Origin of the sequence: Sphingosinicella sp. (genome assembly GCF_052387495.1) — a bacterium.
Classification (GTDB): domain Bacteria; phylum Pseudomonadota; class Alphaproteobacteria; order Sphingomonadales; family Sphingomonadaceae; genus Allosphingosinicella.
This window is the reverse complement of sequence record NZ_JBQTJC010000208.1, coordinates 1-10,968: the sequence shown is the minus strand read 5'-3', so window position 1 is coordinate 10,968 and position 10,968 is coordinate 1. Positions and strand designations below refer to the sequence as shown.

Sequence of the window (10,968 nt, the reverse complement as noted above, 5' to 3'; positions counted from 1 at the left end):
CGCCTCCTCGTCCTCGCTCATGCCCTTCTTGAAGCTCTTGAGGCCCTTCGCGACGTCGCCCATCATGTCGGAGAAGCGGCCCTTGCCGAACAGCAGGAGCACGACCAAGCCAACGATGAGCCAGTGCCAGAGGCTGAAACCACCCATTTTGAAAATCTCCTAGCGTCGCAGGGGAACTTAGGCCTCTTCGGCGTCAGTTTCCAGTTCGACCTCGCCGTCCGCGTCTTCGTCCCCCTCCAGGCCGAGCCGCTCGAGCGCGATATCGACCGGATCGAGCAGCCCCGCCGCCTTGAGATCGTCGATCCCCGGCAGATCGCGGCGGCTCTTTAGCCCGAAATGGGTCAAGAATTCCTGAGTCGTCGCATAAGTGAGCGGCCGGCCCGGCACCTCACGCCGGCCGGCGGGGCGCACCCAGCCCGCCTCCATCAGCACGTCCAGCGTGCCTTTCGAGATCTGCACGCCCCGGATCGCCTCGATCTCGGCGCGGCTGACCGGCTCGTGATAGGCGATGATCGCCAGCGTCTCGACCGCGGCGCGGCTGAGCTTGCGGCTCTCCTCGCGCTCGCGCCGAAGGATATGAGCGAGATCGGCGGCGGTCTGGAAATGCCAACGCCCGCCGCGCTCGACCAATTCGACGCCGCGCCCCGCATAATGGCCTTCGAGCTCCGCCAGCGCGGCGGCGACATCGACGCCCTCGCCGACGTGAAGCGCGATCTCGGCTGCGCTCAGCGGCTCTTCCGCCGCGAACAGGGTCGCCTCGACCGCGCGCAGCCCATCCGAAAGCTCCCTCATGCCGCCCTCACATAGAGCGGGGCGAAAATTTCGGCCTGCTCGATCTCGACCCGGCCCAGCCGCGCCAGCTCGAGGGTGGCAACGAAGCTGGAGGCCAATGCTGAGCGGCGGAACTCGGGATCCTGCGTCTCGGGGAGGAAGGCCTCGAGCGCGGTCCATTCGAGCCTGGCGCCGATCATCCGCCCGAGCCGGTGGATCGCCTCGTCCAGCGTCATCACCGGCCGCCGCGCGACGATATGGACCGAAGGCTCGGTGCGGGCGCGGACCACCCCATAAGCGGCGATGAGGTCGTAAAGGTCGGACTGCCAGGCCGAGCGGCGGACTACCTTCAGCCCCTCCGGCGCCGCGCGGCGGAAGACGTCGCGCCCCAGCCGGTCGCGCGCGATCAGCCGGGCGCCCGCCTCGCGCATCGCCTGCAGCCGCTGAAGGCGGAGCTGCAGCCGCATCGCCAGCTCTTCCGGGCTGGGATCGACGTCCGGGTCCTTGGGCAGGAGCAGGCAGGATTTGAGATAAGCGAGCCAAGCCGCCATGACGAGATAATCGGCGGCGATCTCGAGCCTCAGCTTCCGCGCGTCGGCGATGAAGACGAGATATTGCTCGACCAGGGCCAGAATCGAAATTTTGGCGAGATCGACCTTCTGCGCCCGGGCGAGGGTGAGCAACAGGTCGAGCGGCCCTTCCCAGCCGTCGAGATCGAGCGTCAATTGCTCGTCGGCCGCCGCGGGAAGGCTCTCCAGCTCGAATTCGTCGTCGGATTCGGTCACGCGGCGAAGCCTAAGGCGAAGTCCGCCAACTGTCGAAGGCGAATGCGGACTTTTCCACAGGCGGATGCACGGGGAGCCGTTCCGCCACCGAAGCGTTGCCGCCGCATGGCCACTCCCTTGCCCGACGGAATCGGCCGCGAGGCGCTCGCCCTCCACCCTGGACGCGCCCGGCTGCTGAGCCTGCTACCGCTGATCGTGCTCGGCGCCATCCTGCTGCTCGCGCTCGCCGGCCTGTTCGGCGGCAAGGCGACCGACTGGCGCAGCGTCCGAAACGATGCGGTCGAGCTGCAGGCCGCGGTGCCGCAGGTGATGCGCAGCGGCGTGCTGTTCGAGTTCCGCTTCCGGATCACGCCGCGGCGGCGGTTCGAGGACCTCCGCCTTGCCCTGTCGCCCGAGCTGCTGCGCGATTTCACCATCAACACGACGATTCCCGAGCCGGGCGAGCAGGAATCGAAGGACGGCTTGTTCCACCTGTCCTACGGCCCCGCCGAGCCGGGCGAGACGATCGAGGTCAAGATCGACGGCCAGATCAACCCGGCCCTGGTCTGGGGAACGGAAGGGCGGATCGCGGTCTTCGACGGCGATTCCGAGCTCGCCTCGATGCCCCTCGAAATCACGGTGCTGCCCTGATGGATATCGTCCTGCGCGCCACGATCATGTTCTTCGCCTTGTTCGCGCTGCTCCGGCTGATGGGCAAGCGCGAGCTCTCCGAGATGACGCCGTTCGAGCTGGTCCTGCTGGTCGTGATGGGCGATCTCATCCAGCAGGGCGTCACTCATAACGATTTCAGCCTCACCGGCGCAGTGCTCGCCGCCGCGACCTTCGCCTTCTGGGCGGTCGCGCTGTCCTGGCTCACCTATCTCTCGCCGCGCGCCGAGCGAGTGCTCGAGGGCACGCCCGTGGTGGTCGTGCGCGACGGCAAGCTGATTGAGGCGAATCTGCGCCGCGACCGCCTCACCCGCAGCGAGATCGAGGCCGAGATGCGGTTCGCCGGCATCGCCCGGATCGAGGATGTCGACTGGGCGATTTTGGAGACCGAGGGCAAGGTCAGTTTCATCGGAAAATCGCCCACCGGCGAGCCCACCAAGCAGCGGGACGAGCGCGGCGCCGCGTGAACCGGATGTGGGCTTTCCCACGTCCGGGAGTGCGTGGTAGCGGGGCGCGATGAGACGGTGCGTCACCATGCTCGCGATCCTGGCGCTGGGCGCCTGCGCGCAGCGGACGGCGAACGAGGCGCCGGCGCCGCCTCCGCCGCCACCTCCACCCCCGCCGGTTGGGGGTGTGGCGCAGGCCTGCGCGCTCACCATCGTCTTCGGCAGCTATGCGATGGGCATCGATGGCCCGACCCGGACGCGGGTGGAGGCGCTGCTCGTCGCCGACCGGGGCGTCGCGGGCCTCGACACGCGGCGCTGGGGCCGTGAGGGCGAGGTCACCTTGTGCGTGCGCACCCGAAGCGGCGCCGACGCCAACCGCCTGTTCCAGGCCGTGCGGACGATGATCCCGCCCCGCCCGCGCGGCCCGATCACGCTCGGCACGAGCAGTGGCCTCAGCTACGAAACGCCGCCGCCCCGGCGCTAGAGCAGCGCCAGCAGCGCGTCCCGCTTCGCGGCGAGCGCGGCATAATCTCCCGAACCCCGTCCGGCGCGCGCCATCGCCCGCGTCAGACGTTCGCGCGCCTCCGATCCGAGGTCTCGCAGCGCCTCGGCGACCGACTCATTGTCCGCGAGATCGCCCGAGCAATGCAGCGCGAGGTCGCAGCCTGCGGCGACCGCCGCCGCCGCGAGCTCACCCGCCGTGCCGGTCAGCGCGCCCATGGCGAGATCGTCGCTCATCAGCAGGCCGTCGAAGCCGATCTCCCCGCGGATTACCTCGCCGATGATCGTCGGCGAGATGCTCGCGGGGCATTGAGCGTCCCAAGCCGGGTAAAGGACATGGGCGACCATCGCCATCGGCGCGTCCTTGAGCGCACGAAAGGGGGTGAGATCGACCGCCAGCTCGTCCGCGCCGGCGGCGATCACGGGCAACTCCTTGTGGCTGTCCGCCGTCGCCCGGCCGTGGCCGGGGATGTGCTTGACCACGCCGACGCAACCGCCCGCCCCTAGGCCGTCGAGCACGGCGCGCCCGAGCGCGGCGACCCGCATCGGCTCGTCGCCGAGCGCGCGGTCGCCGATAATGTCGTGCGCGCCGGGATGCGCCACGTCGAGCAAGGGCAGGCAATCGACGTTGAGCCCCGCATCGGCGAGGACGAGCGCGATCGCCTGAGCGTTGACCCACGCCGCTTCGATCGCGCTGATCGGCGCTTTTTCGTAAAGCTCGGCGAAGCGCCGCTGGGGCGGAAATTCCGGCCATTCGGGTGCTTGCAGCCGTGCTACCCGCCCGCCTTCCTGGTCGATTAGGATCGGCAGGTCGTCGCGCCCGCTCAAAGCGCGGAGGTCGTCGGTCAGCGCACGGAGCTGCGCGCGGTCGCGGCAGTTGCGGCCGAAGAGGATGAAGCCGGCCGGATCGACGGCGCCGAAGAAGGCGCGCTCGTCAGAGCTGAGGACGGTGCCGGCGAGGCCGAGGATTGCGGGCAGCATCGCGCCGCCATAGCGCCCCGCTACGGCCAAGTGAAAGGGGAGCGCCGACCGGGCGCTCCCCTCCCCCCAAGCGACGGATGCCGGGCCGCAGGCAGGCGCGGCCGGCAGAGCCTACTGGCTGCGGAGTTCGGAAATGTTGAGCTGCGCCGGCTGCAAGCTGGCATTGCCGTAGGTGCCGACCCAGATTTCGTAGCGGCCGGTAAGCGGACGGTTGAACCGAACCATCGGATTGAGGCCGTTCACGCCGCTGTCGTCGTCGCAATACCAGCGCCCGTCCGGCGCATTGACGACCAGCGTCGTATCCGCGCGCGAGGCGACCGAGAGGATCAGCGGGAGCGAGCTGCCACCGGTGAAGCTCAGGCGGACGTCCGGCGCGTTGCTGATGAAGCCGCGGCAATCCGGGCTGATCGACTCCGCGTTGATCTCGCCGCCCGACTGGAGGGCGACGACGCGCGGATCGGGGGTGAAGCCGGTGCGCAGGGTGACCGTGCCGTAATTGGGGCGGCCGTTGACGTTCTGGGCCGAGGCCGGAAGCACGGCGACCGTGGCGGCAAGGGCGGCGGCGATCGCGGCCTTCGTGAAGCGGATGGACATGAAGCAACTCCCACCTTGTCTGTTGAGTCGGAAAGCCGGACGGTGACCCCGCTCGACGGCCAGGATCATTGACCGGCCGCAACGACAAATCAGCCCGGCAGATGTCCGGAAACCCGCCCGACAGATGCCGGGCGAACCACATCCGACAAATGCCGGATGGTCCGCACGCGCGCGGCCGGGATAGAAGGAGGTTTAGGTCTGGACCCGGAAGAGAATGACCGATCGCCCGCTCGACATATTGATTCTGGAAGACCAGGGCCTCGTACGCGCGGGGATGCGCGAGCTCATCCAGATCAGCGAGCCGCACGCGCGAATCCACGAGGCGGCGAGCTATGACGAGGCGGTTGCCGCGGCCGAGACGACGAAGCTCGACATCGCCTTCCTCGACATCGATCTCAAGACCGAGCAGTCGGGGCTCGATTTCCTGCGCTGGCTGCGCGGGCGCGAGCTCGACACCCGCGCGATCATCCTTTCCGGCCGGGCCGACAAGGAGATGGTGATGGCCTGCCTCAACGAAGGGGCGAGCGGCTACATCCTCAAGGACATGGAGAGCGACGGCCTCTTCCGCCGCGCGCTCGATACGGTATTCGAGGGCGGCATTTTCCTGCCCGCCAATGTGATCGGCCGCGGCGGCTTTTCGCCCGCTCTGCCCGCCGCGCCGGCGCGGATCCCGCCGGAATCGCTCGGCATCACCGGCCGGACGCTCGAAGTCCTCTATTATGTCTGCCAGGGGCTGCCCAACAAATCGATCGCGCGCAACATGGGGATCGAGGAAGGGACGGTGCGCAAGGACTATCTCCCCAAGCTGTTCCGCATCTTCCACGTCGTGCGGCGGACGGAATTGCTGGTCGAGGTGTCGCGGCGCGGGATCGCGATCCCTAATCCGCCGCAGCTGGAAGACACAGCGCGCTGATCTCCGCCGCCAGCGTCTCGGGCGAGACCGGCTTGCGCAGCACCCGCCCGGTTCCGAGCCAGAGGCCGCCGTCGAAGCTCTGCATCTCCCCGGTGACGACGATCAGCGGCAGCTCGGTCTCGAAGGCCGCGTTGGCGGCGCGCACCACATCCTCGGCTGTGCGCCCGTCCGGCAGCCGATAGTCGGTGATGAGGAGATCGGGCTCGCGCTCGAAATCGGGCAGCGCCACCTCCATCTCCGCGCAGGAGGCGAAGGCCTCGTAGCGAAGCCCGAGTCCTTCGAAGAGGACGAGCGCCGAATTGCGGACCAAAGCGTCGTCCTCGACATAGAGGACGTAGAGGCCGGAGAGGTCGACCGCGCCGGGCGGGCGGACCGGGCCGGCCAGCACTTCCGGCGCCGCTTGGGCATAAGGCAGTTCGAGCGAGAAGCGCGTGCCCTTGCCCGCGCTCGAGCGCATGTCGATGCGGTGCTCGTCGAGCAGCGGGATGATCGCGCTGACGATCGAGAGGCCGAGGCCGACCCCCTTCTCCCGGTCGCGCTCGGCATTGCCGAGCTGGACGAACGGGCTGAACACCCGTGCCCAGTCCGCCTCGGCGATGCCGATGCCGTTGTCGACGATATCGATCCGCACCCGCCCCGGCAGGCAGACGATCCCGATCAGCACCGCCTGGCGCTCGCCCTTCCCGGAATCGCTATATTTGATCGCGTTCGAAAGCAGATTGCCGATCACACGGCCGAGCAAGTGCCGGTCGCTGCGCACCGCGATCGGCGGCGCCTCGCGCCAGCGGAAGCGCAGCCGGACGCTGCGCTCCTCGGCCGCGGGCAGACAGCCGGCGGCGGCCTCCTCGATCAGCTCGGGCAGGTCGAAATCGCTCGGCTCGGCGCGGACGAAGCCCGATTCCAGCCGGGAAATGTCGAGCACCGCGTTGAACGAGGTCCGGGTCAGCCGCGAGGCGTCCTGGGCGAGCGCGAGCACCTCGTCGCAGCGCCCGGTGTCGCCGCGCTCCAGCGCATGGCGGGCAGCGCCAAGCAGATTGGTCAGGGCCTGCATCGGCTGGCGAAGATCGTGCGCGGCGTCGGCGAGGAACTTGGATTTGGCGATATTCTGCCGCTCGGCGAGTGCGCGCAATTCGTCCTTGGCCTTGACCAAGGCCTGGGTCTTGGTCCGCGTTTCCTGGCGCGAGGCTTCGAGCCAGAGGTTCCGTTCGGAAAGCTGGCGCTCGCGTTCGAAGGCGTCGCGGGCGCTCCGCTCGAGCTCGACCGCGATCGCGCAGCCGATCAGCGAGAAGGAGGCCAGGAAGATAATCGCCGCGACATTGTAGTAGGAGAGCGACTTGCCGAGAAAGGCGAGCAGGTTCTTCGGCGATTCCGTCTCGGTCGTCTGGGCGAAAAGCAGGAAGGCGATCGTCGCGACCAGGAGCAGCGCCGTCAGCGCGTAGACCAGGCGGCTCTCCAGCCGGAACAGACCGAACAGGAAGACCAGGATCAGCGGCAGGCAGATGTAATAGAAGAGGTAATTGTAGGGGAAGGCCGCGACCGCGATCATCCCCAGCGAGAGCAGATAGAGCGTGACCACGCACAGGGCCGAGGCGGCGCTGATCGCGGCGTAGCTGCGGCGCTTCACGAACAGCAAAGTCGCCGCCCCGGCGATGCACAGGGTGCCCGCCGCGCGCAGGATCAGGATCGTATCGACGGCCGAGCGGAAATTCTGGTTGCGATAGGCGTGGAACAGGTCCCAGCCGAAATAGGAGGTCCAGATCAGGGCGATGAGCAGCACCGCAACGTGGCGCGCCGTGGTCCAGCGGCGCACCGATTCGGCGCGGAATTCCGCCTCGACCCCGGGCTCGAACCGGGCCGGCGGCCAGAACATGTGACGGAAGATGGCGCGCCCGCCCCGGCCGAAGAAGCTCGCCTCGCGCCCGCCCGATTTCACGCTCCCCCTCGCCACGAACGTTCCCCCTTCGCCCTCACCCTAGCGAGGGCGCGGCGCTTTGCGAACCGGCGCCGGGGTCAATCGACGACCGAGCAGGCCTCGCCGGCGATCTGGAGCCGGCGGCAGATGCCCTGGGCGTCGGGGCCGCTGGCGCGGAGGCGATAGAGCGTCCGTCCGCCCGCCTGGACCGGCACCACCGAATGGCTGAGCGGCGCGAGGTAGCGGAAGCGGCCCGAGAGGCTCGTCCAGGCACGGGTCGCGCCGGCCTGGCTCGAAAAGGCGCCGAGCTGGATCGTCGCGCCGCCGGCGGCGGGCGCCGGGCGCGGCGCGGGCGGCGGCGGAGCGGGTGCTTGTGGTTGCGGCTGCGGGCGCGTCACCGGCGCCTCGGGCACCGCGTTGGTGTCGAGTCGGCCGCTCGGCTGGGCGCCCTCGCTCGCGGCATAGGCGGTGTCGCCTTCGCCGGCGACGTTCATTCCGCCCGGATCGTCGGGCCGGACCTTGTAGTCGCCCTCGGGCGCGGCGATGATGTCGCCATTGCCGCCCTCGCGGTTGCGGTTGCCAGCCCAGAACAGGCCGCCGACGACGATACCGATCGCGATCAAGCCGATGACGATCCAGCCCGCCATCTTGGCGAGCGAGGGCCCGTCGCCGTCGTCATCCTCCTCGACCGCCTCGAGCCAGGGCAGCCGGTCCTCGTCGACCGTCTCGTCGCGAAACTCGACGTCGGCGACATATTCCTCCTCGGCCTCGACCTCGGGCGGCGGCTCATCCTGATCGCGGCGGCGCGGCATCACAACATCTCCTCGACCGCCTCGACGCCCATCAGCGCGAGGCCGTTGCGGATAATTTGCCCGATTGCGTCGGCGAGTTCCAGCCGCGCGCGTGTCAAATCGGGATTCTGTGCCAGGAGGAAACGCTTTTCGGGGTCGTCATTGCCCTGGTTCCAGAGCGCGTGGAAGGCGGCGGCGAGATCGCCGAGGTAGAAAGCGATGCGGTGCGGCTCGTGCGCCGCCGCCGCGCTCTCGACGATGCGCGGGAATTGCGCGGCGAGCTTGACCAGCGCGAGCTCGTCTCCCTCCAGCAACGAGAGGTCGGCCTCGGCGGGCAACTCCACGCGCGCCTCCTTCGCCCGCCGGTGCAGCGAGCGGATGCGGGCGTGGGCATATTGGACGTAGAAGACCGGATTGTCCTTCGACGCCTCGACCACCTTGGCGAAGTCGAAATCCATCTGCGCGTCGGCCTTGCGGGTCAGCATGGTGAAGCGGACCACGTCCTTGCCGACTTCTTTGACGACGTCGGCGAGGGTGACGAAATTGCCGGAGCGCTTCGACATCTTGACCGGCTCGCCGGCCCGCAGCAGCCGGACCATCTGGACGATCTTGATGTCGAACGGCGTCCTGCCCTCGGTCAGCGCCGCGACCGCCGCCCGGATCCGCTTCACCGTGCCCGCATGGTCGGCGCCCCAGATGTCGATCAGCTGGTCGGCCGATTGCGCTTTCTGGAAATGATAGGCGAGGTCGGCGCCGAAATAGGTCCAGCTCCCGTCGGACTTCCTGATCGGCCGGTCCTGGTCGTCGCCGAAACGCGTGGCGCGGAACAAGGGCAGCTCGACCGGCTCCCAGTCCTCCGGCGTCTCGCCCTTGGGGGCCTCCAGCATGCCGTCATAAACGAGGTCGCGCTCGCGCAGCCATTTCTCGGCGGCCTCGGGCTTGCCCGCCGCCTGCAGCTCGGCCTCGGACGCGAACAGATCGTGGTGGATGCCGAGCAAGGCGAGGTCGTCCTTGATCATGACCAGCATGTCGGCGACCGCCTCGCGGCGGAACAGCGCGAGCCACTCGCTCTCGGGCGCGCCGACGAACCGGTCGCCATAATGGGTGGCGAGACGGTGGCCGACCGGGACCAGATAGGCGCCCGGATAGAGGCCTTCGGGAATCTCGCCGATCTCCTCGCCGAGCGCCTCGCGGTAGCGGAGGTGCACCGAGCGGGCGAGCGTATCGACCTGACCGCCGGCGTCGTTGACATAATATTCGCGGGTGACCCGGTGGCCCGCATATTCGAGCAAAGCGGCGAGCGCGTCGCCGACGACGGCGCCCCGACAATGGCCCATATGCCTCGGCCCGGTCGGATTGGCCGAGACATATTCGACGTTGACCATCTGGCCGCCGCCCATGGTGGAGCGGCCGTAATCCGCGCCCTCGGCGAGGATCGCCGCGAGCTCCGCCTCCCAGACGCCGCGGCGGAGGCGGATGTTGATGAAGCCCGGTCCGGCGACCTCGGCGCTCTCGACGAAATCGAGCGCGGCGAGCTTCGGCACGATCGCCTCGGCCCGCGCGCGCGGGTTCGGGTCCGCGCCCTTGGCCAGCACCATCGCCGCGTTGGTGGCGAGATCGCCATGCGCCGGATCGCGCGGCGGCTCGACCGCGACCGCCTTGCGCTCCACGCCGGACGCAAGCGCGCCTCCCGCCTCGAGGGCGTCGAGAGCGGCATCGAGCTGCGCGGCGAAACGGGCGTAGAGCGTCACAGAAATTCTCTTCCAGGCACGGGAGGCGCGGCTCTAGCGGATGGGACTAGCGATTTGAAGCGCGGGCGGCCCGATGGAGCCGAAGCACCTCGTCGACCGGGAGCGCCTCGATCCGGCGGCCTTGGTGGCCGGTCATCCCCTCGGCGACGAAGAGCGAGTTCAGCACCGCCTCCTCGGTTGCCTCGACCACCGCCTGGAAAAGCGGCGAGGCGGCTTCGTTGGGCAGCTCGGCCAGCGTCGCTTGGGCTCCGCGACGTGAGGGAGTGCGGCGGACGTCGGCATGGGTCGAGAAAGCGCCGGCATAGTCGCCCGAACCGTTGGTGCTTGGCGAGCCGGTGCGGGCGATGCCGAGAAACGCCCGGCTCGCCAGCCTCTGGAGGTTGCGGTCGGACAGAGGCGCGTCGGTGGCGATGACGATTATCACCGAGCCGTCGCCCGAGCCGCGGCTAGTCTCGTCGCGGAGGTAATATTGCCCCAGCGCCTCGCCGACGCGCACCCCGTCGACGCAGAGCGCTCCGCCATAATTGCTCTGGACGAGCACGCCGACGGTCCAGCCGCCAAGGCTCGCGGGCAGGCGCCGCGAGGCCGTGCCGATCCCGCCTTTCCAGCCGAACGCGATTGTGCCGGTGCCGGCGCCGACCGCGCCTTCCGCGACCGGCCCCTCGCGCGCCGACTCGATCGCGGCGCGGGCATGGGCCGGGGTGACTCGGCGGGCGCGGATGTCGTTCAGCCAGCCGTCATTGGTCTCGCCGACCACGGCGTTGACCGAGCGCACCTCCTCGTTGCCGGGTCGGGCCAGGGTCCAATCGACGATCCCCGCCGCCGCCTCGGGCACGTTCAGCGTGTTGGTGAGCAGGATCGGGGTTTCGATCTCG

At 69.0% G+C, this 10,968-nt stretch carries 13 protein-coding genes; 4 read left to right on the top strand and 9 right to left on the bottom strand.

Going from position 1 to position 10,968, the window contains the following annotated elements; translation table 11 throughout:
* From ACT4N8_RS11660 to ACT4N8_RS11650, 3 genes are all read right to left on the bottom strand, one after another.
* A partial coding sequence (locus tag ACT4N8_RS11660) for a twin-arginine translocase TatA/TatE family subunit (RefSeq protein WP_444858295.1) occupies positions 1-147 on the bottom strand: 147 nt, incomplete at its 3' end.
* Between the two features lie 30 nt (positions 148-177).
* Positions 178-792 carry an SMC-Scp complex subunit ScpB gene (gene scpB / locus ACT4N8_RS11655; RefSeq protein ID WP_444858294.1) on the bottom strand — a complete coding sequence of 205 codons (615 nt, stop codon included), beginning with the start codon at positions 790-792 and terminating at the stop codon, positions 178-180.
* Complete coding sequence (locus ACT4N8_RS11650; RefSeq protein ID WP_444858293.1) at positions 789-1,556, bottom strand: segregation and condensation protein A; 768 nt, start codon at positions 1,554-1,556, stop codon at positions 789-791. Before ACT4N8_RS11650 ends, scpB begins: the two co-directional genes overlap by 4 nt.
* Before the next feature lie 105 nt (positions 1,557-1,661).
* On the opposite strand from ACT4N8_RS11650, the gene ACT4N8_RS11645 reads away from it, so the two are divergent.
* The 3 genes from ACT4N8_RS11645 to ACT4N8_RS11635 are packed head-to-tail and all read left to right on the top strand — an operon-like array spanning position 1,662 to position 3,134.
* Positions 1,662-2,186: a hypothetical protein gene (locus ACT4N8_RS11645; RefSeq protein ID WP_444858292.1), complete on the top strand. Its 525-nt coding sequence runs from the start codon at positions 1,662-1,664 to the stop codon at positions 2,184-2,186.
* Positions 2,186-2,671, top strand: a complete 486-nt coding sequence (locus ACT4N8_RS11640) for a DUF421 domain-containing protein (protein ID WP_444858291.1) — start codon at positions 2,186-2,188, stop codon at positions 2,669-2,671. Before ACT4N8_RS11645 ends, ACT4N8_RS11640 begins: the two co-directional genes overlap by 1 nt.
* A gap of 49 nt (positions 2,672-2,720) precedes the next feature.
* Positions 2,721-3,134 carry a hypothetical protein gene (locus ACT4N8_RS11635; protein ID WP_444858290.1) on the top strand — a complete coding sequence of 138 codons (414 nt, stop codon included), beginning with the start codon at positions 2,721-2,723 and terminating at the stop codon, positions 3,132-3,134.
* Here the strand turns inward: ACT4N8_RS11635 and nagZ are convergent.
* Positions 3,131-4,132: a beta-N-acetylhexosaminidase gene (gene nagZ / locus ACT4N8_RS11630; protein ID WP_444858289.1), complete on the bottom strand. Its 1,002-nt coding sequence runs from the start codon at positions 4,130-4,132 to the stop codon at positions 3,131-3,133. The genes ACT4N8_RS11635 and nagZ overlap by 4 nt on opposite strands.
* A gap of 111 nt (positions 4,133-4,243) precedes the next feature.
* Positions 4,244-4,726: a hypothetical protein gene (locus ACT4N8_RS11625; RefSeq protein ID WP_444858288.1), complete on the bottom strand. Its 483-nt coding sequence runs from the start codon at positions 4,724-4,726 to the stop codon at positions 4,244-4,246.
* A gap of 214 nt (positions 4,727-4,940) precedes the next feature.
* Here ACT4N8_RS11625 and ACT4N8_RS11620 point away from each other — a divergent pair, with 214 nt between their 5' ends.
* Entirely contained in the window at positions 4,941-5,639 is a 699-nt protein-coding gene (locus ACT4N8_RS11620; protein ID WP_444858287.1) for a response regulator, read from the top strand.
* On the opposite strand, the gene ACT4N8_RS11615 is transcribed toward ACT4N8_RS11620, so the two are convergent.
* The 4 genes from ACT4N8_RS11615 to ACT4N8_RS11600 form a co-directional block, all read right to left on the bottom strand.
* Positions 5,605-7,587 (bottom strand): ATP-binding response regulator, encoded by a 1,983-nt coding sequence (locus tag ACT4N8_RS11615; protein ID WP_444858286.1) that lies wholly within the window; start codon positions 7,585-7,587, stop codon positions 5,605-5,607. The two genes, ACT4N8_RS11620 and ACT4N8_RS11615, sit on opposite strands and share 35 nt — an antisense overlap.
* A 62-nt stretch (positions 7,588-7,649) precedes the next feature.
* Positions 7,650-8,363 carry an SPOR domain-containing protein gene (locus tag ACT4N8_RS11610; RefSeq protein WP_444858285.1) on the bottom strand — a complete coding sequence of 238 codons (714 nt, stop codon included), beginning with the start codon at positions 8,361-8,363 and terminating at the stop codon, positions 7,650-7,652.
* Entirely contained in the window at positions 8,363-10,093 is a 1,731-nt protein-coding gene (gene argS, locus ACT4N8_RS11605) for an arginine--tRNA ligase (protein ID WP_444858284.1), read from the bottom strand. The genes ACT4N8_RS11610 and argS overlap by 1 nt, the downstream gene beginning before the upstream one ends.
* Positions 10,094-10,139: 46 nt before the next feature.
* A partial coding sequence (locus tag ACT4N8_RS11600; RefSeq protein WP_444858283.1) for a P1 family peptidase occupies positions 10,140-10,968 on the bottom strand: 829 nt, incomplete at its 5' end.